Origin of the sequence: Rubrivirga sp. (assembly GCF_965213695.1) — a bacterium.
In the GTDB taxonomy this organism is placed as follows: domain Bacteria; phylum Bacteroidota; class Rhodothermia; order Rhodothermales; family Rubricoccaceae; genus Rubrivirga.
Window position 1 is genome coordinate 684994 of record NZ_OZ243912.1, and the last position, 24350, is coordinate 709343.

Consider the following 24350-nt stretch of genomic DNA (forward strand, 5'->3'; position numbering starts at 1 on the left):
CGGCATCCGAATGTTGGCTCGGGTGCCACGTGCCGTTTCCGTTGGATCCGTCGGCGCTCGATCTCAGGTCCACGGCCTCTCGCCTACAGGCAACGAGAGAGGCCGGCGCGGCTACGGGCGGGGGCAGGCCGCCAAGCCTGTGCTCGGGTGCGGCGGGAGGCCCGGGCAGGTGCAGGCGTACGGCCGGTCGCCCATGAGGGCGGACCACTCCTGCGCGCTAAGGTTGCGGTTGACCTGCTGGCAACCCTGGTCCATCCACGACGACGGGCGGAGGTCCCAGCGCCGCATGAACAGCGCACCGTCGTCGTCCTGGGTTCCGTAGTCGTATCCGGCCGTCACGAGGTGGCTCCCGTCCGGGCTGAACGCGAGCAGGTCGACGTCGCCGGGGTGCGAAAGGACGGCGTCAAGCGGTTCGCGTCCCGCGACGTCCCACAACTGAACGTCGCCGCCCTGGTACTCGATGGCGAGGAAGCGGTCGTCCGGGCTGAACGTGAACGAGCGCATCATGCCGCCCTTGAAGTCGAACGACCCCCAGAACGCATCCCGGCGAGTCAGATCCACCAGTCCGATGTTGATGTGGACGCAGTCGGTGTAGCAGTCGCCGAAGGCCATCAGCGTCCCGGAGGGGCCGATCACCGGCTCGGGGCCGTCGAAGCCGTCGGCGAATCGGGGCAGCACGTCCGCGAGGGGGAAGGAGTCCTCGCGGAAGGCCGCTCCGGTCCAGTCCCATACCCGCACCGTCGAGTCGTCGAGGCCGCGGAGGCTCCAGCCGTCGAAGAACGCGGGGTGGAGGCTGTAAGGCGGCACGTCGAACGGCGCCCCGACCGGCCGCTGGGCGCCGAGGTCCCAGACCTGCACGCGCGCGCTCTCCCCGTCGGGGGCGTAGGTCCAGATCGCGAGCCGGCCGCCGTCCCGGCTGAAGCGGACCTCCGACACCGGGCCGGAGACGCGGACGGGAGCCCCGCGGAACGCGCCCCGGCCCACGTCCCACACGCGGACGGCGTCGTCGCGGGAGACCGCCAGCCACGCCCCGTCCGGGCTCAGGGCGCCGCGGCCGAGGTGCTCGGCCGGCGTGGGGCCGAGGTGTGCCCGCCGCCCGACGTCCCAGACGACGAGCCGCGTGGTGTCCCGGCCGGCGTGATCCCCGTAGCCGACGGCGTTCTCGACAAAGACGAGCCGGGTCCCGTCCGGGCTGAACGCCATGTCGACGACCTTCGCCAGCGGCACCGCGGCCTCGGCCTGGAGCGCGGGGCTCCGCCCGTCCCACACCCGGACCACGCCCTTGTCGAAGAGCGCCGCGAGCGTCCCCTGCCGGTTGAACACGAGCACACCGGGCTCCCACTGGCTGGTCGGCGAGGCCGATGGGACACGGACCTCTGTGTACCGCGCCGGGCCTCGGGCCCCTCTCGTCACGACGTCCCACAGGCGGGCGTCTCGGCCCTCGACGTCGATCGCCAGGAGCGCCCCGTCCGAGCTGAACCCCATTCTCGACACCGACCCTCGGGGGGCGCGGGTCTCCCAGAGGAGCGAGTCCGTCCGAGCGTCTCGCAGCTGGGCGACGAAGTCGCCCCCGACGGCCCGCAACGCCCCGTCCGGGCTGACGGCGGAGGGCCAGGAGGTACGGTCGGAGGTTGCACCGTCGCGACTCGCCGCTGCCAAGATCCGCTCGGCGAGGTCCCGGTAGCGCGGGTCCTCCTCGGGGTGCGGGTAGACGGCGTACCCGGATGCGGTTTGGACGGTCTGGAGCAGGGCGCCTCGTGTCTGAGGGGTCTCGACGGTCCGGTTGCCCTGGACCGCGAGCAGGGTCGCGAGGGCGCGGTCTCCGGCCTGAAGGACGCTCGCGGACCGGGAGGCGAGCGCGAGCGACAAGGCGTTGTCGCGCTCGCGCTCGGCCTGTTGCCGCTGGCGGTCGGCCTCGGCAGCGTTGGCCAGGGCGACCTGCTCCTGCCGTTCCGCCTCGGCGGCGTTGGCCTCCGCGAGCCGCTGCTGGCGCTCGGCCCGCTCCGCGTTGGCCCGGGCTTCCTCTGCGTTCCGCTCGGCCCGCTCGGCGTTGGCCTCGGCCTGCCGTTGCTGCCGCTCGGCCTCGGCGGCATTCGCCTGGGCCTCGTCGGCGTTGGCCCGGGCCTCGGCGGCGTTCTCCGCCGCGATCCGCTCCTGGGCGACGGCCCGCAGGCCGAACCCAGTAGACGTGAGGGCGCCGGCGACGATGAGCAGTACGAGCGCGCCAAGGCCCAGCCGGATGTTCCGCCGCCGCCGGATGCTGCGCCGGGCGAACGCGAGCTCGCGACCGTTCATCCAGACGTCGCCGTCGTCGTCGCTGGTCTGGGACGAGAGGCGGGGGAGGAGCGCGCGCGTCCGGCGCCGCCAGCGCTGGCCCATCGTCGGGGCGCCCGTGTGGAGCGCTTGGTCTTCCCGGGCGACGAGGAGCGCCAGCACGCCCCCGCGCGCGGCGTCGCGCCACAGGAGCCCGGCCTTCGCCGCGTCGTCCGGGGCCTCGGACCAGTCGCGGGCGACGCGGGCCAGGCTCTGCTGGAAGCGGAGGCCGGCGGTCCGGTCCTGCTCGGCGTGGATCCAGCCGAGGAGCCGGTCCCATGCTCGCACCAGGGCGTCGTGGGCGGGCTCGACGTAGGGCTCGCCGTCCTCGCCCCGGCCCTCGACCACCAGCCGCGCTGCCGTCAGCCGGCGGACGACGGCGTGGGCCCGCTCGGTCTCGGCGGCGTCGGGGTACTCGAGCTCCGCTCGGGCGACGCGCCGCCGGGCGACGCTTCCTCCCTCGGCGGCCACCATCCGGAGCATCAGCCGCCGCATGGTTTCCTGGTGGGCCGGGTCGAGCGCCGCCAGCTCGGCGTCGGCACGGGTGCGGAGGGCCCCGACGACGCCGCCGACCGCGTCGTAGTCGACGGTCTCGAGGGCCCGGTCGTCGCTGCGGCGGCCGAGGTAGTGGAGGTACATCTCGCTCAGCGCGAACGACAGCAGCGGCAGCCCGCCGGGCGTCTGGATGACCTCGTCGATGAGCGTGTCGACCAGGTCGTGCGGCTGGAAGTACAGGACGCGCTGCGAGGCCGGCCGCTCGATGACGTCCCGCACCTCGGCCTGCGTCATCGGCGGGACCACGTGGCGCGCCGCCGCCCAGTGTGGGCGGAGCACGGAGCGGTCGAACTGGGGCTCGAAGTCCGAGCGGAGCGTCAGGATCAAGCAGAGCCGCTCGGGGTGGGCTTCGACCAGCCGGAGGAGCAGGCCGAGCGCCGCCTCGCGCGCGTCGGCGTCGCGCGTCATCGTGACGAGCTCCTCGAACTGGTCGACGACGAGGACGAGCCGGGCGTCGGGGTGCGCCCGGCACCACGCGCCGATGCGGGCCTCGATGTCGTCCTCCAGGACTGTTTGGCGAGCGAGATCGGGTCCCCTCTCCACCCCCCGGGTGGAGAGGGCGAGGGTGAGGGGGGCGGTCGGGGCCACGGCTGGAGCCCGTCGACGCGCTCCTGGCCCCTCACCCTGTCCCTCTCCCGGGGTGAGAGGGGACCCATCGAGCAGCGCCGAGGCGTTCCCAAACAGTCTCTCAGACCCCAACTCGGCGACGGCCCGCTCGATGGACGCCATCGGCTCGGCACCTGGCCGGACGACCGGGAGCACGTGCCACGCTTGCTCGATGTCGCGTTTGAGGCGGGGGACCAGCCCGGCCTTGACCACACTCGACTTGCCCGTCCCCGAAGCGCCCAGCACGACCGTCAGTGGGTGCGTCTCGACGGTCTCGCGGAGCGCCCCCACCACGTCGTCGCGGCCGAAGAACAGCTCGGCGTGGGCCTCGTCGTACGACTCGAGCCCGCGCCACGGGTTGTTCTCGGCCGTCAGCGGCGGGGCCGGCGGGAGGTTGAGCGCGTGGCCCGGCGTCAGGAAGATGAACTCGCCCTTGTCGTGCTTCGCGAGCGGCCACAGGCTGGGCGTCTGGCGGTGGCCGGCCTCGATGGTCGCCGGCTGGAGCGCGGCTTCGAGGTAGAGGTAGAGCTCGCTCGCCGTGATGACGCCATCGCCCTCGCCGGCCGGGACCACGTCGCCGGCCCCGTCGAGCGCCTCGAACAGGGCGCGGGCGAAGGGCGAGTGCCCGCCCTCGTCGCCCCGGTCGCCGAACGTGCCGGGCAGCTCGTCGAGCGCCGTCTGGTCGTGGGACGCCGAGGCGATGGCCTGCCACGCCGGGTCCAGGATGAACCGGTCGTACCGCTCCTGGTGGATGACCTCGGGCAGCATCACCAGGTCGCGCGTGGCCGACCATCGGAACGCGCCCGAGAAGCAACTGTCGAGGACCACCAGCATGTGCCGACACGCGAGCGCGTTGAGCGCGTCGTAGAGCGCCGGCATGTGGAGGTAGCTCTCGGGCTCGCCGCGGCGGGCGTCTTGGGGCAGGAGGTAGCCCGTCGGCCCATCGTCGCCCTCCAACGCCACGCCGTGCCCGGCAAAGTAGAACAGGACCCGGTCCTCCGGGCCCACCGCGTGCGCCAGCTCGTCGGCGAGGAGCCGGGTGATGGCCTCGCAGCTGGCGGCCTCGTCGAGCATCAGGTGGACGTTGTACCCGTGGTCGTCGGCGAGCACCTGGGCCAGGCGCCGGGCGTCATTCGCGGCCGTGCGCAGTGGCGGGACGCCGTTCCCGTAGGCGTCGATGCCGATGACGACGGCGACGCTCTGGCGGAAGTCGGGGCGAGTGTCCATCGCGCTAGGCGCTGAGCCACGTCAGCAGCCGGGCTTGGGCCTCGGGGTGCTGGAAAAAGCCGGTGTGCGAGACGGCCGCGTCGGCGGCGAACACGTGGCGGTCGGCCGCGGCCACCAGGTCCATGCCGTCGGCGTCGGTGTCGGCGTAGACGCTGGCCGTCGGGACCACCAAGTCGTTCTCGGCCCCGAAGATGCGGCCCATCAGCCGGTCCTTGACCCAGGCCGCCAGGCCCGGCTCGGTCGCCCGGTAGTCGGCGCCGAGCGCGAGGTAGCGCGTGTCGCCCCGGCCGTTGAGCCTGTTGAGGTCGTGGAGGAAGGCGCCGTCCGGCCGCATCGCCTGCAACCCGTCGAGCCCCCGGAGCACGCCGACGGCCAGCATCTTGGCGACCGTCACCACGCCGTCCAACACGTCGGTGACGGGGTTGTCGGGGACGAAGTTGAGCAGGTTGGTGTAGCTGTCGACGAGCGCCCCCATGTGGTCGGGGTGGGCGAGCGCGGTCCCGGCGTTCGGCGAGGCCACGAACACGACCGTGCCCACGTCAACGGACCGGGCGCCGAGCGACAGCTCGCTCTGGCGCTCGGCGAGGACCCGGCTGACGAGTCCGCCGCGCGAGTGGCACACGACGTCGACATCGAGCGACACGTCGTCCGGCAGGTGTTCCACCAGCCAGCGGACGTTGGTGTCGGGGTCGTGCGACAGCGTAAAGTGGTCGAAGGCGAACACGCGCCCGCCGTAGCGCTCACTCAGCGTCGCCATCGTCCCAGAGTCGAGCCCGCCGAACGCCGAGTGCGCCCGGCTGAACGTGCCGTGGACGAACAAGAGCGACCGGCCCTCCCCCAGCCGCCGCCAGTCGTCGACGTCGAGCCCAGCGGCGGCCGGCGCGCGGTAGTCGTCGGGCGTAAACGGGCGCAGGCCGTAGGGCCGTTTTTTGTCCTCCCACCGCTCGGCAAAGCGCTCGCCGACCGCGCCGATGAGCGGGTCGACGAGGGGGAACACGAGCCGCTTGATGAGCTTGGTCCCGACGGCCCCGATGATCCCGCGCGTCGCGAGCTCGTCGCCGGTCGGCGCCGGGCCGGCGCGGTCGATGACGAACGTCTGCGTCCCGCCCAGGCTGCGCGTCGTCGGAGCCTGGGCGAACTGCCACGTCGTGACGCCGCTCTCGTCGGTGTACAAGAGCGCCTGGCCGTGGTCGGGCACCTCGGGCACCTCGACCCGGATCTCGGGCTCGGCCAGGCTCCGCGTCGTCGCGACCCGGACGTCCCGGACCTCGACCGTCTGCAACGTCTCGACATGCTCCTGCGCCAGCACGGCGTCCAGCGCGCTCGTCGTGTGCTCGACGTTGCGCGTCCGGGCGCTGAACTGGGGCGACGGCCGGACGCGGACCTGGCCGTCCAGGCCGGTCGCCCGGATCGTGATCTCGCCCAGATCAACGGCGCGGTCGTTGGCGAGCGGAGCGCCTGTGGTCGGGCGGCGGAGCACGAACGGCCGCACGAGCGTCGTCCAGTCGTCGTCGGGGCCGGCCTCGTCCATCAGCAGCTCGCGCGTCGAGGCGTCTTGGAAGGTGTGCCGGAGCAGCGCCGAGAGCGAGCCCGAGCCGCCGAGCGACCGCATGCTCCCTTGCTTCAGGGCCGAGAAGTCCGTCGGCTGGGTGGTGACGAAGGCCTTGAGCGTCTCGGTCCCCTCGACCGGCGTGTCTTCGCCGGGCTCCTGGACGAAGGGGAACATTTTGAACCCGAGCGGGATGCCCTTCGGGTAGCCCACGCGGAGCGACTTGCCCGGCGCCAACGCCTCGTTCGAGCCCGGGACCGTCAGCGGTGACACGGCGCCGGACAGCCCGAAGTCGAGCACGTTGACGAAGACGTCTTCGGTGTAGCGGTTGGTGACGGTAAAGGCCAGCCGCTCGCCCTCCTCGAACACGACCTCGCCGCCGGGCTCGGGCTCGGCGTCCTGCCACTCGCCACCGACGAGGCGCTGGACGACGAAGTCGACGGTGCCCCGGAGCGGGCCGGGCGCCGGGTTGTCGAGGGCGAGCGCGATCCGGTAGCGGGCCACCTTGACCAGGTTCTCGCGCATCAACGCCTCGACGCCGGGCCGAGACGCCGGGTGGACCGGGCACACCAGCCGCCCGTCCGTGCCGACGGCCGCCCAGGTCGCCTCGGCGAGCGGGCCGAGCTGGGGCACCGGGTCGCCTTCGGCCACGCTCGTGCGCGCGTCCAGCCGGTACACCCGGACGTCGGCGTGCTCGTCCTCGCCGACGGCCTTTAAGAGCGCGTCCCGGCCCAGCTCGTCCGCCAGGCTCGCGGCGTCGCCGACGAGGGCGACGCGCAGCGTCTCGTCGCCCCAGCCGTGGCTCGACTCGACGGCTCGGGCGCCGGCCGTGATGGCACCCCCGGTGGCCTCCTCGACCACTCCGGCCCGAGACTCGACCACGCCAACCTCGGACACGCGGACGCGGCCGAGCGGCTCGGCGCCCTCGACGGCCTTGGTCCCGACCGGGTAGACGGTCCATTCCGAGTCCGGCGTCAGGCCGTGCGCGGCGCCGCCCGCCAGCGTCACCGTCGCCCCCTCGCGCGCCGTGACGCCGACGAACGGCATCGGCTCGATGTCTTGGACACCGAAGACGGCCCGGTCGAGCGCGCCCTCCATCTGGGGGTTCTGCTTCGACGAGTGGGCCGTGACGAGGGGCCGGACGCGGTCGTAGACGTCGCGGTAGGTCGTGCCGGGCGTCGCGTCGCGCAGGGCGCGGCTCAGGAAGAACGTGAGCGCGCCGTGCTGGGCACCGGTCTCCGCGTCGCGGTACTCGTACGAGCTCTCCTCGTCGCGGCAGCCGGCGATCAGGACGTAGCGGTCGTGGAGCGGGAGCCAGCCGCTCGGCCCCTCGGCCGTCGCCGCGGCCCGGGTCGAGTGGCCGGCCGGCGCGCGCCCGATCTCGCCGGCCGGCCGGGTGTCGGGCGGGAGCGCGCGGGCACGGGCGCCGAACACGTCGCGCGTGATCGTCCCCGAGTGGCAGCAGTCGAAGAGGAGCGTCAAGAACGGCGTCTTGGCGGTCACGCGCTGGATCCAGGCGTGGATCTCGTCGTCGGTGACGTCGGTGTTGGGGCCGGACTCGCGGACGCCGTCGTACGGCACGAGCGTCTCGTCGAGCCCGTCGGGCTCGTCGCCTTCCAAGTCGGTGATCTGGGACCCGTGCCCGGCGTAATGGACCACGACCACGTCGCCCTCGCCGGTCGCTTCGGCCAGCCGGTCGAGCGCGGCCAGGATGCCGGCGCGCGTGGCGGCCTCGTCCGTCAGGACCGTGACGTTCTCTTGGGGGAACCCGAACCGGTCGCGCAAGAGCCCCGCCATCACGGTCACGTCGTTGACGCACCCCTCGAGCTGGTGGAACGCGCCCAGGTTCGGGTACTCGTCGATCCCGATGAGGAGCGCCCGCTTGCGGGGGGAGGGAGGGGGCATGTCCGGGCGGGATAAGTGTCGGAAGAATAGAGGCGAAGCCCCGAACGGCCACCTGGCGGGTCCCGCGCTCCAGAGCGGCTGAAGAAAGGGACGGAGGGGGTGGAGGGGACGTCCACCCTCCACCCCCCTCCTTCCTCTCTACCCCCCGCCGTCCCATCTCGCCAGACCAAGGCTATCGCAACCTCCGCGCTCGATCCTCCGACCGTGTCATCCTGAGCGTCAGCGAAGGATCTCAACTCGGGGGTCCAGTCCGTAGAGAGCGGTGCCGACGGACCCGGTGGCCCGTGCTGAGACCCCCCGCCTTCGCGGGGGCAGGCTCTTCGCAGGCTCAGGATGACAGGACGGGGAGGTTGCGATGGCCCGGCCCGCAGGCTCAGCCGGTCTCCTGTCTCGGCGTACGTTCCGCGACGGCCACCCCACCCGTCCATGCGCCTGCTCCTCCTCGCGTCCGCCCTCGCTGTCGCCGCGTCGGCCCAACCCAACGACTCCGGCCTGCCGCTGGAGCCCGAGCAGGCGGCCTTCGACGCGACCTACTACAGTCTGGACCTCGCCATCGACCCGGTCTCTCGCACGCTCGACGGGACGCTGCTGATGGAGGCCCGCGTCGTCCAGCCGACGGCGGCGGTCCTGCTCGACCTCGACGCGCCCCTCGCGGTGTCGAGTGTGAGAGAGGTCGCGACCGTCGTCGGCTCCGGCGAGGAGGTGTCGTTGCCGCGCGCGTTCGAGCGGACGGGCCACCGGCTCCGCATCCGGTTGGGGCGGACGGCCCAGCCGGGCGAGGGACTCCGCTTGCGGATCGCGTATGGCGGCACGCCGCGTGAGGCCCCGCGCCCGCCGTGGGACGGCGGGTTCACCTGGGCCGAGACCGCCGACGGGACGCCCTGGATCGCCGTGAGCTGCCAGATCCAGGGGGCCGACCTGTGGTGGCCCGTCAAGGACCACCCGTCCGACGAGGCCGACTCCGTCCGCGTCGCGCTCACCGTTCCAAGCGACTTGCGCGCGATCTCGAACGGACGCTGGGAAGGGCGGACCGACCACGGCGACGGGACGGCGACCGAGCGCTGGTTCGTCTCGACGCCGATCAACAACTACGGCGTCTCGTTCGGGATCGGCCCGTATGAGACGGTCGAGATGGAGTATGTCAGCCCCATCGGCTACACCGCGACGGTCCCGTTCTTCGTGATCCCCGAGCGGGTCGAGGACGCCCGGCGCCAGCTCCCGAGCCTGCTCGCCGACCTGGCGTTCCTGGAGCGGACGTTCGGGCCGTACCCCTGGCGCGCCGACGGGTACAAGATCTTGCACACGCCGTACCTCGGCATGGAGCACCAGTCGCTCGTCGCCTACGGCTCGACGTTCGAGGACAACGCCTTCGGGTTCGACTGGCTCCACTTCCACGAGCTGGCCCACGAGTGGTGGGCCAACCTCGGGAGCGCGCCGGACTGGCGCGACTTCTGGGTCCACGAGTCGTTCGCCAGCTACGCCGAGGCGCTCCGGGCCGAGGACGTCGCCCGCCGCGCCGGGGCCGACGCCGACTCGGCCTACCTCGCGTTCATGCAGGGCAAGCGCGGCGGCCACCGCGACGCCATCGCCGTCGCTCCGCGCGAGACGCGGACGACCCAGCAGATGTACGCGCTGGCCGACGGCCGCTCGAACGGCGACATCTACGTCAAGGGCGCCTGGGTGCTCCACTCGCTCCGGTACCTCATCGACGACGACCCGCGGTTCTTCGACGCCATGCGGTCGCTGTTGTACCCGTCTGTCGAGGCCGAGTCGGTGACCGACGGGCGCCAGGCGCGCTGGGTCTCGACCGACGACGTGCTCGCGGCGTTCTCGCGCGCGGCCGGACGTGACCTCTCGGGCGCGTTCGAGGTGTACCTCCGCCAGCCCGCGCCGCCGCGCTTGGCCGTCGACCGCAGCGAGGGCGACGTGGTGCTCCGCTGGCTCGTGCCGGAGGCCGCCGGCGACGCCGTGTTCGACATGCCCGTCGAGGTGTCGGTCGACGGCGTCGTTCAGCGCGTGGCCATGCCGGACGGGGTCGGTCGGTTCGCCGCGTCGGCCGGGTCGACGGTCAAGATCGACCCGAACGGCCGCGTTCTGTTCGAGCCGGCCGAGTAGCGCCTACGCCAGCCCGACGCGCTCGAAGATCTCGTCCACGCGCGACCGGTGGGTCGCCGGGTCGAATGCCTGGGCGATCTGGTCGGGCGAGAGGTGGGCCGTGACGCCCGGGGCGCCCTCGACGATCTCGCGGAAGCTCCGGCGCTCGCGCCACGCCTCCATCGCCAGCGGCTGGACCGTGTCGTAGGCCGCCTCGCGGCTGAGCCCGGCGTCGATCAGCGCCAGCAGGACCCGCTGGCTGTAGACGAGCCCGTACGTCCGGTCGAGGTTCTCGGCCATCCGGTCGGGGTAGACCGTCAGGTTCTCGACGATCCGCGCCATCCGCGCGAGTGCGTAGTCCAGGGCAATCGTGGCGTCCGGGAGGATGACCCGCTCGACGGACGAGTGGCTGATGTCGCGCTCGTGCCACAGGGCCACGTCCTCGTACGCCGCCACCATGTAGCCGCGCAACAGCCGCGCCATGCCGGTCAGGTTCTCCGACCCGATGGGGTTCCGTTTGTGGGGCATCGCGCTCGACCCCTTCTGCCCCTTGCCGAACGACTCCTCGGCTTCCAGCACCTCGCTCCGCTGCAAATGCCGGATCTCGACGGCAATCGTCTCGATGGTCGTGCCGACGAGCGCCAGCGCCGCGAGGTACTGCGCGTGCAAGTCGCGCGGCAACACCTGGGTCGAGATCGGCGCGGCGCGCAGGCCGAGCCGCTCGCACGTCAGCCGCTCGACCTCAGGCGGGATGTTGGCGAACGTGCCGACGGCGCCCGACAGCTTGCCCACGCGGATCGCCTCGGCCGCGGCGTCGAACCGCTCGATGTCACGTTGGACGGCGTCGTAAAAACGGGCCAGCTTGAGGCCGAACGTCGTCGGCTCGGCGTGGACCCCGTGCGTCCGGCCGACCGTCACGGTGTGCTTGTGTTCTTTCGCTCGCGCGGCGAGAACATCCCCGAGTCGGACGAGCCCCTCGCGCAGGATCTGGTTCGCGCGCAGCAACCGGAGCGACTGGGCCGTATCCACCACGTCGGACGAGGTCAGGCCGTAGTGGACCCACTTGCGCTCGTCGCCCAGCGTCTCGCTCACCGCGCGCGTGAACGCGACCACGTCATGCCGCGTCTCGGCCTCGATCTCGTGGATCCGGGCGACGTCGAAGCTCGCCTTCTCGTAGAGCGTCTCGACGTCCTCCATCGGGATCTGTCCCGTGGCTTGGGCCCAGGCCCAGCAGGCGGCGAGCTCGACGTCGAGCCAGGCCTGGAACTGGGCCTCCTCGGTCCAAATCGCGCCCATCGCGGGGCGGGTGTAACGGTCGATCACGGCGGCGGCGGCGGTGGAATCCCAACATCGGACCCACGCCGCCGACCGACGCTGAAGCCGCCGCCAAGACGGGTCAGCCGCCGAGCCCCGCGCGCGCGTTGCGGAGCCGCCCGAGAACGTCGAACGCCAGCGCCGTCGCGTCGCCCGCCCGGTTCGTGAGCACGACGATGCCGATGTCGTCTTGGGGCAGCGCGGCGACGAACGAGACGAACCCGCCGGTGCCGCCGTCGTGCATGGCCATGGAGTTCCCGCCGTTGAGCGTGAGCAGATGCCAGCCCAGGCCCTGCCCGAAAGGCGGGGTACCCGCGACGCGCGGCTCGAGCGTGAGCGCGACGGCGTCGGCGAGCGGGGTCGCTTCGGGGCGGATGGCGGCCTCAACGAACGTCAGCATGTCGGCCGCCGTCGAGCGCAGGCCGCCCATGCCGACGGTCGCGTCCTGGAACGTCCAGTACGGGGTAGCCGCGCCGGTCGCGTCGTAGCCCGTCGCGAACCGGCCCGCCAGCGAGTCGGGGACGGTCACGACCGTCTCGGACATGCCGAGCGGGGCGAGCACGCGGTCGGCGACGAGCGCTTGGTACGTCGTCCCGGCGCGGTGGGCCAAGGCGTAGCCGAGCGCGCCGGCGGCCACGTTCGAGTAGGCGTGCGCCGCGCCGGGCGCTGTCGCGGGCACCGTGCTCGCGAGGAACGCCGCCAGCTCGTCCGGGCCGTAGCCCGCATACGGGTCGCCCTCGTCGTAGTCGGGGAGGCCGAACATGGCGTCGTCCAAGCGCGGCCAGCCCGACGTGTGCGTCGCGAGGTCGACGAGCCGGACGGGGCCGTCGGCGTGGGCGGCGACCGGGAGCCCGAGCACGTCGGCGAGCGGCGTCTCCAGCGTCGTCTCGCCCCTCGTGACGGCGTCGGCCAGGAGGAGCGCCGTGAACACCTTCGTCACCGACCCGATCTCGTAGAGCGTGTGGGCGTCGGGCGCCGCCCCATTCACCCCGCCCACCCCGACGACGGTCCGCTCGCCGTCGACGACGAGCCCGAGCACGAGCGAGGGGAGCTCGTGGGTCTCGGCGAAGGCACGCGCAAGCGAGTCGAGGGGGACGCCGTGGGGAGCGGGCGTCGGTTGCGCGCTCGCGGCCGCGGCAGCAAGCACGACGAGGACGGCGACCAAGCGGCGGCGGCGGATCGGGTCAGTCATTGGAGTTGGTGAGGGCGTGGAGGGTGTCCGCGAGCCGGTCGCGGAGGGGGACGAGGTCACGGGCGACGGCCCGCTGGTTGAGCCAGTAGATGAACCAGAGGAAGCCGCCGACGCCAGCCAGGACGAGGGCGCTGAGGAGCAAGGCGACGCCGGTCCGTCCCGGTGAGGCCGACGGCGTGGCCACGAGGGACTGGGTGAGGCCGCCGACCGCCATCAGCATCGGGCCGACCATGAGCGGCAGGATGTACCACCAGGCGACGGTGCGGAGCAGGCGGATCTGGATCTCGACGCGGTCCAGCGCGGTGCGGAGCGCGTCGACCGTCGGCGCGCTCGGAGCGGCGGGCGGGCGCTGCCGCTGGGCCCGCCACATCCAGACGCACACGAACGCGGCGCCGAGAATGACGAGCACGATCCCGACACGGTCGAGACCGACGGCAGTCGGGAAGCCGCGCCCGAACATCACGGCGACGAACACGGCCGCGGCGTACTCGCGAGCGTCGCGCCACCAGATCGTCCGGTCGAACGCCCGGGCGTCGGAGCGGAGCGCCGCGAGCGTCTCGGGCCCGACGGCCGGGGCGGGGTCGTCGGCCGTCTGCCAGACGGCCTGCAAGGCGTCGAACGAGGTCATGGGAGGACGGGGTCGGAGACGAGGGTGGTGAGCCGGGCCTTGGCCCGGTGGAGGCGGACGGCGACGTTCGAGACGGACAGCCCGAGCACGTCGGCGATCTCGGCGTGCGAGCGCTCGTCGAGCGACAACACCACGAGCGCGCGGTCGGCCTCGGGGAGCCGGCGGAGCGCGGCGTAGAGCCGGCCGAGCGCGTCGGCGCGGTCGGTGGTCGCCAGCGGGTCGGGGGCGTCGGTCGCCAAGGCGTCGACCGCGGCCGGGGCGTCGACCGTCCGGCGGACGTCGCGCTGGCGGACGGCCCCGAGCGCCACGTTGAACGCGATCCGCGTGAGCCACGTCCGCTCGGTCGCCTCGCTGCGGAACGACGGGAGCGCGCGCCAGACCTGGAGCAGCATCTCCTGGTACAGGTCCTCGCGGTCCGGCCGGGTCCGGGCGTAGGCCCCCGCGATCCGCCACAGCACTGGGCTGTGGGCGTCGAGGAGGCGCTGGAATCGGACGTCGTCGGACACGTGGGGAGGGGGCGTCTGTCGGGTTGGTCGCGCGCCAGCGCGCCGCCTTACACGGAGGCAAAGAAAAGGGCCCGCGGGTGCGGCCCGGGGGCGCGGCTCGGAGGTGGCTGGCGGTCTGAGGGCGTGGCACGCCACTACGGGGGCCCCGTCCGGGGCGTGTCCCCATGGCCCATGCCCCGCCAGATTCCCCGCCGCTTCGCAACCTCGCCCGGGCGACTCAGTACATTTGCCCCTGCCGGTCGCCCGACGCCACGGAGGGCCCGCCGGCAGAGTGAGGGCACGTCCCGTACGGCCAGCTCCCTCGGAACTCCGCCAGGGCCGGAAGGCAGCAACGGTACGAGGTCGATGCGGCGCGATACGGATCGCGTGCCCTCACTCTTTTGTATCGCCCCCTTCCGACGCGACGCATGACGACGCTCCTGGCGCTCCCGCTCGCCCAGGCCGCACCCTCCGGCGGCTTGTTCGGCAACCCGCTCCTCTTGCTGGGGCTCCTGTTCTTGGTGATGTGGTTCACCATGATCCGCCCCCAGGCCAAGCAGGCCAAGGCCCACCGCGAGCTCGTCGGCGGGCTCGCCAAAGGCGACCGGATCGTGACCGTCGGCGGGATCCACGGGACCATCCGCCAGGTCGACGAGAAGACGGTCCTGGTCGAGGTCGACGGCGGGACCAAGCTCCGCGTCGACAAGGGCAAGGTCGGCTACACGCTGTCCTCCACCGACCCCGCCTAGCGGGCCCGCCATGGCCGACGAACCCCGCTTCGACGCCATCCCGGACGCCATCGACGCCATCCGCAACGGCCGGCTCGTGGTCGTGGTGGACGACGAGGACCGCGAGAACGAGGGGGACCTCATCGGCGCGGCCGAGCTCGTCACGCCCGACCTCGTCAACTTCATGGCGCGCGAGGCGCGCGGGCTCATGTGCGTCGCCGTCACGCGCGAGCGGGCCGCGGCGCTCGACCTCCCCATGATGGAGGCCGCGAACACGGCGCTCCACGAGACCCCGTTCACGGTCTCCGTCGACGCCCGCGAGGGGACCACGACGGGCATCTCGGCCGCCGACCGGGCCAAGACCATCCGCGCGCTCGCCGACCCCTCGGCCCGGCCCAGCGACTTCGCGCGGCCCGGCCACATCTTCCCGCTCCGGGCCCAGACCGGCGGCGTGCTCCGCCGGGCCGGCCACACCGAGGCGGCCTCCGATCTGGCGCGGCTGGCGGGGCTCCGCCCGGCCGGCGTCTTGATCGAAATCCTGGACGAGGACGGGACGATGGCGCGCGTCCCCCGCCTGCGCGCGTTCGCCGACCGCCACGGGCTGCTGTTGGTCACCATCAAAGACCTCATCGCCCACCGCCTGCGGACCGAGACCCTCGTCCAGCAGGTCGTCGAGGTCGACATGCCGACGGCGCACGGGGACTTCCGGCTGGCGGCCTACGAGGAGGTCCTGACTGGCGACGTCCACCTCGCGCTGTCGAAGGGCGGCCCGTTCTCCCCGAGCGAGCCCGTCCTGGCGCGCGTCCACAGCCAGTGCGTCACGGGCGACATCTTTGGGTCGGCCCGGTGCGACTGCGGCGAGCAGCTGGCGGCGGCGATGGCCCAGATCGAGCGCGAGGGGCGCGGCGTCGTCCTCTACATGAAGCAGGAGGGGCGCGGGATCGGGCTGGTCAACAAGCTCCGGGCGTACAAGCTCCAGGAAGAGGGGATGGACACCGTCGAGGCGAACGAGGCGCTGGGGTTCGGGATGGACCACCGGGACTACGGGATCGGCTGCCAGATCCTGCGCGACCTCGGCATCGGCCAGCTCCGCCTGATGACGAACAACCCGCGCAAGCGGATCGCGCTCTCGGGCTACGGGCTCGAGATCGTCGAGCGGGTGCCCATCGAGGTCGAGGCCGGCGAGCACAACGAGCGCTATCTCCGCACCAAGCGCGACCGGATGGGCCACCTGCTGGATGGCCTGTCGGGCCACGACCGCGACGCGCTCGCGACGGCCCTAGGCGACTGACGCCGGGTGGAGTCTGGGGGTGTGGGGGCGACCCGCCTCTGTGTTCCTCGCGGCGGCCCCTCTCCCGCCGGGAGAGGGACAGGGTGAGGGGCTCCGACCCTCGGCACCCGCCGGTGGCCCCGGAACGGGAGCCGGTCCGCCAGACGTACAGACCCGATGCTGTTCCATCCCACCATGCGCCCGACCCTGCTCGCCCTCGCGCTCGTCCTCGCCGCCTGCGGCGACCGGCCCTCGGCTACCACGGCGCCGGCCACCGACGAGGCGGCGTCGCCGACGTCCGCCGACCCGGACTCGGTCACGATCTCCGTCGAGGGGACGGACCAAGCCGTCGCCGTCCGCCGCGTCCGGTTCGAGGACGTGCCGTTGCCGTTCACGACGCTCGTCCCCGAGCGCTGGGCCGACGACGTGGTGTCCTCAGGCGAGGGGACGGCCGTCCGGCTCACGATGGGCGACCCGCCGCGCCAGGGGCTCGTCAGCGTGTTCGTCGCGTCCGAACCGGACCCGGCCGGCGCCGTCGAGAGGGCCCGGGCCGTCGCCGAGAGCTACGGCGAGGTCCGCGAGGTCGCCAGCGCCGAGCCATGGACGGTCCAGGTGTTCGCCTTCTCCGGGCCCGACGCGGTCGGCCGCGTGAGCGTGGGCGAGCACGCCGGCGTCCCGTTCACCGTCGTCGAGTCGTTCCCGCCCGAGCTGGGCGACGGGTTCTCGCCGCGCGCGAGCCTGGTCCTCGACCGCCTGCGCTGGCTCGACGACGACACGGGGCTTTAGGCCGCCCCGACGCGGCCGATACGGACGACGCCCTGCCCGTCGTGCCGTGTCCCGTTCGATGATCTTGCCGCTGCTCGCCCTCGGGTCGATCGTCCTGTACGGAACGACGCGCGCGGCCGGCCCGGAGCTGATCGTCCCCCCGCCGCCGGCTCGCCAGGCCGTCGAGATCGGCCCGTCGGCGTCGCCGCCGCCCGCTGCACGTCCGTCGCCGCCGCCGCCCGGGCCTCCGCCGGCCCCGCGCCTCCGGTCCGAGGAGCTGGCGGAGGTGGCCGTCGCCGTGGCGCCGGACACGGTGGGCGTCGACTCGTCGCTCGTGTCCGGCCCCGTCGCCCGCTAGCCTCCGAGCGGTCCCGGGAGGGAGCGGCGCGCGTCGAGCCCGAGGTCGTGGGCGAGCGCGTCGGCGGCGGCCTGGAGCGCGGCCAGGTCGCCGGCGTTGTCGACCACGCGGTCGGCCCGGGCCCGAGCCGTGGCCGGGTCGATCTGGTGGCGGAGCCGGTCCCGGACGGCCGCCTGCGAGACGCCGTCGCGCGCCGCCGCCCGCGCGACGCGGACGTCGACCGGCGCGTCGACCACCACGACGAGGTCGACCACGGCGTCGCCGCCGGTCTCGAACAGCAGCGCCGCCTCGTAGACGAGCACCTCGACGCCGTCGGCCCGGGCCCGCGCTTGCTCGTCCTCGAGCGCGCGCCGGACGGCCGGGTGGACGATGGCGTTGAGCGCCGCCAGCTCGCCCGGGTCGCCGAACACGCGGGCGGCCAGCCGGCCCCGGTCGAGCGCGCCCGCGTCGTCGAACGTCTCGGGCCCGAACCGCGCGACGAGCTGGCCCCGGACGTCGGGGTCGTCGGCCATCAACCGCTTGGCGAGGTCGTCGGCCAGGAGCACGCGGGCGCCGGCGTGCTCGCCCAGCCGCGCCACGAAGGCCGACTTCCCGCTCCCGATCCCCCCGGTGACGCCGACCGTCGTCATGGCTGGGGAGGGACACGGGACGTGGGAGGCGTGGCGACGCCCGCTCGCCCCATGCCCCATGCCCCACGCTCCATCCCCCGGCGGCCGAGGCGCGGTGCTGCGACCCACTCCGATCTCGCGCCCGCCGTCAAAACGGCGCGTCGTGCGTGATGGCCACGGCGATCCGCCAGCCGTCGTTGGGGACGAGCGTGTACGTCGTGGCGAACGACCACGCGACCCGGCTCCGGGCGCGGCCGAGCCGCCAGCCGACGCGGGCGACGGCGTGGGCCGGGCCCGCCTCGACCGTCACGACCTCGGCGGGCCGGATCCGCTGGACGTCCCACGCCCGGTGGAGGTCGAGCAGCGACCGGACGCTCGCGACCACGCCCTCGGCGCTGTCCTGGACCACGGTCTCCGCGTCGCGGACGAACAGGCACGGCGTGACGTAGCACGCCGCGATGGCGTCGGCGTCGTAGGCCTCGAACGCGCGGGCGTACGCCTCGAAAAAGGCTCCGAGGCCGCCGTCGGTGGCCGGCTCCACTACGCGACCTCGGCGATCACCTCGATCTCGACGAGCGCCCCCACCGGGAGCCCGGCGACGGCAACCGTCGACCGCGCCGGCCGGTGGTTCCCGAAGGCGTCGGCGTAGACGGCGTTCATGGCTTGGAAGTCGTCCATCGTGTCGAGGTAGACCGTCGTCTTGACGACGTCGCCGAGGGTGAGGCCGGCCTCGGACAGGACCGCGCGGACGTTCTGGAACACCTGCTCGGTCTGGGCCGCCACGTCGTCGCCGACGAGCGCGCCGTCCTTGAGCGCGACCTGGCCGGAGCAGAACAGCAAGCCGCCCGTCCGGACGGCGTGGCTGTACGGGCCGACGGCGGCCGGGGCGCCGGGTGCGGAGAGGACGTCCATGCGAGAAAGGGGGGGAGGGACCCGGAGGATACGCCCGGCTCCGCTCACCCCCGGACGTCGCGGAGCCACCGGCCCAGGCCGGGCAGGCGCAGGCCGAGGCGCAGCGCCCCGTCCCGCACGCTCGCCCACGGCTCGGGCAGCGTCACCAGCCGCCCCAGCCGGACGGCCTGCCGGACCGTCGCCTCGACGTGCGGACGGCGCTCGGCCTCGTAGGCATCGAGCGCGGCGAGCGGCGCCCCGCCGATCACGGCCGCCAGCAGTGGCGCGAGCGCCCGGACGTCGCGCAGACCGGCGCCCAGGCCCTGGCCCAAGAACGGCGGCATCTGGTGCGCCGCGTCGCCCGCGAGCGCCAGCCGGCCGCGCCGCCACGGCCGGGCGACCAGGTCATGGAACGTGTAGACCGCCGCCCGCTCGATCACGACCGCGTCCGGGTCGACGTGCGCCGCCAGCCGGGCGCGGACGGCCCCCGGTTGGCGCGCCGCCTCCGCGTCCTCGTCCGCCCGCAGCCGGAACTCCCAGCGGTGTCGAGGGGCGGCGAACGGGACGGACGTCGCGGGGCCGTCGGGGTCGGCGATCTGCAGGAGCCGGTCCGGGACGGCGGCGCCGGGGTCGAGCACGGCGTCGACCACGAGCCAGGTCTGCTCGAACCCGCTCCCGACGAGGTCGCCGCCGAGCGCCTGGCGGACGACGCTGCCCGCCCCGTCGCACCCGACCGCGAGGGCGGCGCGGACCGAGAACGGCCCGGCCGGCCCGGTCCCCTCGACCGTCACTCTGTCGCCGTCGTCGGCCAGCCGCTCGACGGCGTGACCGAGGCGGACGTCGACCGTCGGGAGCTCGGCCAGCCGCTGGCGCAGGGCGCGCTCGACGGTCGGCTGGTGGACGAGGAGGCCTGGGGGGAAGCCGGGCGGAGGACGCTCGGCGGGGCGCCCGCGCAAGAGGAGCCGGCCCCGTCGGTCGACCAGGTCGAACCCGTCGAGCGGCCGGCCCGTCGCCGGCGCGCCGGCCTCTTCGAGGACGCGGAGCGCGTGCCCGTCGAGGTGGGCCGCGCGGGGGAGCGAATGCGGCGCGAGGTCCCGGTCGAGCGCGACCACGCGGAGCTCGTGCTGGCCCACAAGCGCGGCGAGCGCCGCCCCGACCGGCCCGAGCCCGACCACAGCGACGTCGTACGGGGGACCGTCGGGCGGCGGGTCGGCGGTCGGCATCGGGGAGAAACCCCGGCGGGCGCGCCCGGATTCAACCGGCCCCATCTCTCCACCCGTCATGACCGACCACTCCGTCAAGAAGATCGACTCGTCCGCCTCGCCCCAGGGCGACCTCGGCCAGACCTACCTCGTCTCCGGCACGGCCGTCGCGCTCCGCCGCTGGTCCGAGGCGGCCGGGACCGAGGGCGAGCCCCACACCCGTCCGTACGAGACCGTCGGCTACGTCGTCTCGGGGAAGGTCGAGATCCACGTCGGCGACGACCGGATCACGTGCGGGGCCGGCGACAGCTACCTCGTGCCCGAGGGGGCCACGCGCCACTACAAGATCCTGGAGGACCTGACGGCGGTCGAGGCCACGTCGCCGCCCGCCCGCGTCGACAACCGCGACGACGCCTGACTCGGCTCCCCTCTCGCAGCGGCTCGACGCCCATCGGTGTCGGGCCGTTCCTCTGTCGTCGATCAGTGTCGTCGATCAGCGAGCCGAGGCCCGTGTCAGCGGACGCGGCGGTACGTCTCGATCACGACTGGGCGGACTCGTTCCAGCGAGCCGGCCTCGGCGTAGTGGTTCGCGGCATAGGCCGGGACGCACTCACCGGTGCATCCGGCGTCGTACGACCGGTCCAGGTGCAGCGTGGAGCGGACGACCCCGTCGAGGGGCCCGCGGTCGTGGGCCGGACCCCCCGTCCGTCCGCCCCTCGCTCCGCTCAGCGGGCGGACGGACGGTCCCCCTTCGAGGGGGACCGCTCCCCGACCTGGGAGCCCTTCGGCTCCGCTCAGGACAGGCTCCGCGACCGGGAGCGGAGCGGGGGGTCGGTCCACGAGCAATCTGGCATCACTCTATTCGACCGTCTCGATGGTCACGTCGCCGAACTCGGCGAGCTGGTCCTCGACCACGCTCCGGTCGCCGACGACGACGATGGCCGCGTCGTCACCGCGGAGGTACTGCTCCGTGACCCGGCGGACGTCCTCCGGCGTGACGGCGTAGACGCGCTCGACGTAGCTCTCGAGGTAGTCCCGGCCGAGCCCGTGGAGGTCGAGGAACGCGAGGTACGACGCGATCCCGCCCGGCGACGAGTTCTGCAGGACGAACGTCCCGGCGAGGTAGTTCTGGATCCCCTCCAGCTCCTCGGCCGAGGGCGCCGTCGTCGCCAGGCTGTCGATCTCGTACAGGATCTCCGAGATGGCCGGGCCGGTCGCCGGCGTCTGGATGGCCGCCTGCTCGGCCCAGTAGGCGTTGCGGAACCGGGTCGAGACCGACGAGCCCGGGCTGTAGGTGTAGCCCTTGTCCTCGCGGATGTTGCGCGTGATCCGGCTGCCGAAGCTGCCGCCCAACAGCGCGTTCGTGACCTGGAGCGCGACGAAGTCGTCGGCCGTCGGGTCGATGGTGGAGAGGCCGATGGTCACGTTCGACTGGGCCGCGCCGGGCTGGTCGACCAGGATCACGCGGCGGCCGTCCGTGGCCGTCGGCGGCGTCGGGTCGCTGGGGGCCGGCCCGCCGGCCCAGTCGCCGAAGGCGTCGCGGACGGCGCGCTCGACCGCGCCCGCGTCGAACTGGCCGACGACGTAGAGCCGCGTCCGCCGGGGCCCGACCGTGGCGTCGTAGAACGCCCGAGCGTCGGCGACGGTGGCCGCCTCGATCTGGGCGGGGTCGGGCAGGACGACGGCGGCGTAGGGGTGGTCGCCGTAGAGGGCCCGGCTGAAGGCGGCCCGCGCCAGCGTGCCCGGCTGGCTCCGGGCCACGGCCGCGCCGCGGACCTGGTCCCGCTGGACCCGCTCGAAGGCGTCGTCGGGGAACGCCGGGTTGCGGAGCACGTCGGCCACCAGGCGGACGGCGTCGGGCGTGAACTCGCTCAGCACGCGGCTCGTGACGAACGTCTGGTCGAGCCCGGCGCCGGCCGAGATCGACCCGCCCAGGTCGGCGGCCTGGCCGGCGATCGCCTCGGCCGACCGCGTGGTGGTCCCCTCGGTCAGGAGCCCCGTCATCAGGTCCGCGAGCGACGTCTGGCCCGGCGCCTCGTCGACGTTGCCCGAGCGGACGACGGCGTAGACGGTGGCCTTGGGGAGCGCGCCGTACGGCACGAGCGTGACGTCGATGCCGTTGTCGAGGGCGAACGTCTCGCCCTCGGGCAGCTCGAACGCGCGCGGCGGGCCGGGCTCGGGCGGGGTGGACGGGAAGCCCTGGGCGAGGGCGCCCGGGGCGACCGCAAGAGCTAGGAGAAGGAGAAAGGAGCGGAGCATGGGGTCGGAGGAGGGAGGCAGGGACACCATGCATGGTGTCCGTACGGGCAGCGGCGAGGGACTAGCTCCCGGCGATGGCATCGACGGCGAGCGTCACGAGCCGCCGCCGGCCGCCTCGAGCGTGATCACCGTCCGGTTCTCGGGGTGGAGCCAGTCCCGGGCCGTCCGCCGGATCAGGCCCGGCGTGACGCGCTCGAAGCGCTCGACGAGCGTGTTGATCCGGCCCGGGTTGTCGTCGAACAGGGCGAAGGCCGCCAGGAGGTCGGCCCGGCCGAAGCCGAACGTGCCGCCGAGCGTGTCGTAGAGGTCGCTCCGGAGCTTGACCTTGGCCCGCTCCAACGCCTCGGGCTCGACGCCCTCCTGCTGAATCGCCGTAATCTCGCGGTCGATGAGCGCCAAGATCGAGTCCGGCGCCGTCTCGTCGTCGTGGACGAGCCAGGCCGACCACAGCATGGGCCCGTTGTAGTTGAACATGTTGCCGAGCGGCCAGTTGATCCCGCCGCTCACGCTCGACGTCAGCCCGTTCTCGGTGACGAGGGCCTGGTGGAGCCGGCTGTCGTCGCCCTCGAGCAGGATCTGCTGGATCAGCCCCATCGCGAAGTAGGCGTCCGAGTTGCGCGGCGGCATGTGGTACGCGAACGCGAGCGCGGGCCGGGTCGCCAGCGAGTCGACCTTGGTCGCCCGCTTCTCCTCGGTCTGCGGCGGCTCGCGCAAGTCGGGGATGGGCGGCACGTCGGCCCGCTCGATCCCGCCGAAGTAGGTCTCGACCCACTCCATCACCTGGTCCGCGTCGACGTCGCCGACGACGACGACGGCCGCGTTGTTAGGCGCGTAGTACGTGTCGAAAAAGTCCTGGACGTCGTCGAGCGTGGCCGCCTCCAGGTCGCTTAATTCGCCGTAGAAGTTGTGGCTGTTGTACCAGTTCTCGTTCGCCTCCTGGGGCAGGTCGAGCCAGGGGAACCCGCCGTACGGCTGGTTGATGACGTTGACGCGGACCTCGTTCGAGACCACGCCCTGCTGGTTGACCAGGTTGTCCTGGGTGATGTCGAGCCCGCGCATCCGGTCGGCCTCGGCCCACAGCATCGTCTCGACCGTGTTCGAGGGGATGATCTCGAAGTAGTTCGTGAAGTCGAACCGGGTCGACCCGTTCAGGATGCCGCCGTTGCGCTGGACGAGCCCGATGAACTCGTTCTTGCCCAGGTTCTCGGACCCCTGGAACATCATGTGCTCGAAGAGGTGGGCGAACCCGGTCCGGTCGCGCGGTTCGATGCGGAACCCGACGTTGTAGTAGACCGCGATCACGGCCGTCGGCGCCGTGTGGTCCTCGCTCACGACGACCTTGAGCCCGTTCGCCAGCGTGTCGTAGACGACGGGGACGGAGAAGCTGGCGGGGTCGGCGTCGGTGAGCTCGTCGGGCGAGAGCGGGGCGAAGTCGGGCTCGGTCGACGCCGGCGGCGGCGGGGCGTCGAGCCGCTCGACGCCGGAGCAGCCGGCGAGGACGGCGACGGCCGCGAGAAGGGCGAGGGGGCGCATACGGGGGGAGAGCGTGTTTCGGACGGGAACGGCACTCTACGCCGCGTCCGCACGCGGGGTCCGGCGGAGTGCCCCGGGGCGCTCGCGGGGTGCCGCTGGACCCCCTGTCCGAGCGCCCATCGCTTCGCTCAAGGGCGCGCGGACTGTCCCCCTTGAAGGGGGACAGCTTTCCGACCTGGGAGCGCAGCGACCGGGAGGGAAGCAGGGGGTCAGCGACCGGAAGGGAAGCAGGGGGTCCGCCTCGGCGGATGCCGACTACGCCAGACCGGCCGCCTCGGCGATGGCGGCCAAGACCGCGTCGGGCTCGTCGAACACCCGCCGGTTCTCGAACCGGATCACGCGGACGCCGACGCGGGCGAGGTGGTGCGTCCGGGTGGCGTCGTAGGCCGCCCGCGCCGGGTCGTCGTGGACGGCGCCGTCGAGCTCGACCGCCAGCCGGGCGGCGGGACAGTAGAAGTCGAGGACGTAGGGCCCGACGCCGAACTGCCGGCGGAACCGGAGCCCGCCGAGCTGGCGGCGCTGGAGCCGGCGCCAGAGGGCGGCCTCGGCCGGGGTCCCGTCGGTCCGGAGGCGCTGGCGGGTGTGGGCCTGCCAGGGCTTGTTGTTGGGGTACGGGTCAGGCGGCATGGGGCACAAGCCAGCGGCGCCGCAAGGTAGGGTGGGGCTTGCGGACGCCCGGCGTGCGGGAACGGACGCCTGGTGCGCTGGACAGGACCCCCGCTCGCGCGGCCTTCGCTTCGCTCCGGGCGAGACCCCCTGCCCAAGCGCCCATCGCTCCGCTCAAAGGCACTCGGGCTGTCCCCCTTGAAGGGGGACAGCTTTCCGACCTGGGAGCGCAGCGACCGGAAGGGAAGCAGGGGGTACCCAG

The 24350-nt window shown here is 73.3% G+C and carries 19 protein-coding genes and 1 other RNA gene; 7 read left to right on the forward strand and 13 right to left on the reverse strand.

Going from position 1 to position 24350, the window contains the following annotated elements; translation table 11 throughout:
- Window positions 1-111 precede the first annotated feature (111 nt).
- Window positions 112-4701, reverse strand: coding sequence for a caspase family protein (locus tag ACOOHE_RS03025; protein WP_420456327.1), 4590 nt, complete (start codon window positions 4699-4701; stop codon window positions 112-114).
- 4 nt (window positions 4702-4705) lie between these two features.
- Window positions 4706-8155 carry a DUF7379 domain-containing protein gene (locus tag ACOOHE_RS03030; RefSeq protein ID WP_420456328.1) on the reverse strand — a complete coding sequence of 1150 codons (3450 nt, stop codon included), beginning with the start codon at window positions 8153-8155 and terminating at the stop codon, window positions 4706-4708.
- A gap of 426 nt (window positions 8156-8581) precedes the next feature.
- Between ACOOHE_RS03030 and ACOOHE_RS03035 the strand changes: the two genes are divergently transcribed.
- Complete coding sequence (locus tag ACOOHE_RS03035) at window positions 8582-10270, forward strand: M1 family metallopeptidase (RefSeq protein WP_420456329.1); 1689 nt, start codon at window positions 8582-8584, stop codon at window positions 10268-10270.
- 3 nt (window positions 10271-10273) lie between these two features.
- On the opposite strand, the gene purB is transcribed toward ACOOHE_RS03035, so the two are convergent.
- From purB to ACOOHE_RS03055, 4 genes are all read right to left on the reverse strand, one after another.
- Window positions 10274-11572: an adenylosuccinate lyase gene (gene purB / locus ACOOHE_RS03040; RefSeq protein WP_420456330.1), complete on the reverse strand. Its 1299-nt coding sequence runs from the start codon at window positions 11570-11572 to the stop codon at window positions 10274-10276.
- Window positions 11573-11645: 73 nt separating this feature from the next.
- Window positions 11646-12755 (reverse strand): serine hydrolase domain-containing protein, encoded by a 1110-nt coding sequence (locus ACOOHE_RS03045; RefSeq protein ID WP_420456331.1) that lies wholly within the window; start codon window positions 12753-12755, stop codon window positions 11646-11648.
- Window positions 12748-13383 (reverse strand): hypothetical protein, encoded by a 636-nt coding sequence (locus tag ACOOHE_RS03050; RefSeq protein WP_420456332.1) that lies wholly within the window; start codon window positions 13381-13383, stop codon window positions 12748-12750. The genes ACOOHE_RS03045 and ACOOHE_RS03050 overlap by 8 nt, the downstream gene beginning before the upstream one ends.
- On the reverse strand, window positions 13380-13889 hold the full coding sequence (locus ACOOHE_RS03055) for an RNA polymerase sigma factor (protein ID WP_420456333.1): 510 nt from the start codon (window positions 13887-13889) through the stop codon (window positions 13380-13382). Before ACOOHE_RS03055 ends, ACOOHE_RS03050 begins: the two co-directional genes overlap by 4 nt.
- A 275-nt stretch (window positions 13890-14164) precedes the next feature.
- Here ACOOHE_RS03055 and ffs point away from each other — a divergent pair.
- From ffs to ACOOHE_RS03080, 5 genes are all read left to right on the forward strand, one after another.
- An RNA gene (gene ffs / locus ACOOHE_RS03060) (signal recognition particle sRNA small type) lies at window positions 14165-14264 on the forward strand.
- A 32-nt stretch (window positions 14265-14296) separates the two neighbouring features.
- Window positions 14297-14617, forward strand: a complete 321-nt coding sequence (gene yajC, locus ACOOHE_RS03065) for a preprotein translocase subunit YajC (RefSeq protein ID WP_420456334.1) — start codon at window positions 14297-14299, stop codon at window positions 14615-14617.
- 10 nt (window positions 14618-14627) lie between these two features.
- Window positions 14628-15887 (forward strand): bifunctional 3,4-dihydroxy-2-butanone-4-phosphate synthase/GTP cyclohydrolase II, encoded by a 1260-nt coding sequence (locus tag ACOOHE_RS03070; protein WP_420456335.1) that lies wholly within the window; start codon window positions 14628-14630, stop codon window positions 15885-15887.
- 174 nt (window positions 15888-16061) lie between these two features.
- Complete coding sequence (locus tag ACOOHE_RS03075) at window positions 16062-16652, forward strand: hypothetical protein (RefSeq protein WP_420456336.1); 591 nt, start codon at window positions 16062-16064, stop codon at window positions 16650-16652.
- Between the two features lie 46 nt (window positions 16653-16698).
- On the forward strand, window positions 16699-16989 hold the full coding sequence (locus ACOOHE_RS03080) for a hypothetical protein (protein ID WP_420456337.1): 291 nt from the start codon (window positions 16699-16701) through the stop codon (window positions 16987-16989).
- Here the strand turns inward: ACOOHE_RS03080 and coaE are convergent.
- The 4 genes from coaE to ACOOHE_RS03100 form a co-directional block, all read right to left on the reverse strand.
- Window positions 16986-17618, reverse strand: coding sequence for a dephospho-CoA kinase (coaE, locus tag ACOOHE_RS03085; RefSeq protein ID WP_420456338.1), 633 nt, complete (start codon window positions 17616-17618; stop codon window positions 16986-16988). The two genes, ACOOHE_RS03080 and coaE, sit on opposite strands and share 4 nt — an antisense overlap.
- A gap of 127 nt (window positions 17619-17745) precedes the next feature.
- Window positions 17746-18138, reverse strand: coding sequence for a hypothetical protein (locus ACOOHE_RS03090; RefSeq protein ID WP_420456339.1), 393 nt, complete (start codon window positions 18136-18138; stop codon window positions 17746-17748).
- Complete coding sequence (locus ACOOHE_RS03095; RefSeq protein WP_420456340.1) at window positions 18138-18509, reverse strand: Rid family detoxifying hydrolase; 372 nt, start codon at window positions 18507-18509, stop codon at window positions 18138-18140. The genes ACOOHE_RS03090 and ACOOHE_RS03095 overlap by 1 nt, the downstream gene beginning before the upstream one ends.
- Before the next feature lie 44 nt (window positions 18510-18553).
- A complete protein-coding gene (locus ACOOHE_RS03100) occupies window positions 18554-19711 on the reverse strand; it encodes an FAD-dependent monooxygenase (RefSeq protein ID WP_420456341.1) in 1158 nt (385 codons plus the stop codon).
- 58 nt (window positions 19712-19769) lie between these two features.
- Here ACOOHE_RS03100 and ACOOHE_RS03105 point away from each other — a divergent pair, with 58 nt between their 5' ends.
- Window positions 19770-20108 carry a cupin domain-containing protein gene (locus ACOOHE_RS03105; RefSeq protein ID WP_420456342.1) on the forward strand — a complete coding sequence of 113 codons (339 nt, stop codon included), beginning with the start codon at window positions 19770-19772 and terminating at the stop codon, window positions 20106-20108.
- Window positions 20109-20548: 440 nt separating this feature from the next.
- Here the strand turns inward: ACOOHE_RS03105 and ACOOHE_RS03110 are convergent, their stop codons facing one another.
- From ACOOHE_RS03110 to ACOOHE_RS03120, 3 genes are all read right to left on the reverse strand, one after another.
- A complete protein-coding gene (locus ACOOHE_RS03110; protein ID WP_420456343.1) occupies window positions 20549-21949 on the reverse strand; it encodes a M16 family metallopeptidase in 1401 nt (466 codons plus the stop codon).
- A gap of 93 nt (window positions 21950-22042) precedes the next feature.
- Complete coding sequence (locus tag ACOOHE_RS03115) at window positions 22043-23482, reverse strand: M16 family metallopeptidase (protein WP_420456344.1); 1440 nt, start codon at window positions 23480-23482, stop codon at window positions 22043-22045.
- A 255-nt stretch (window positions 23483-23737) separates the two neighbouring features.
- Entirely contained in the window at window positions 23738-24109 is a 372-nt protein-coding gene (locus tag ACOOHE_RS03120) for an endonuclease domain-containing protein (RefSeq protein WP_420456345.1), read from the reverse strand.
- Between the last annotated feature and the right edge of the window lie 241 nt (window positions 24110-24350).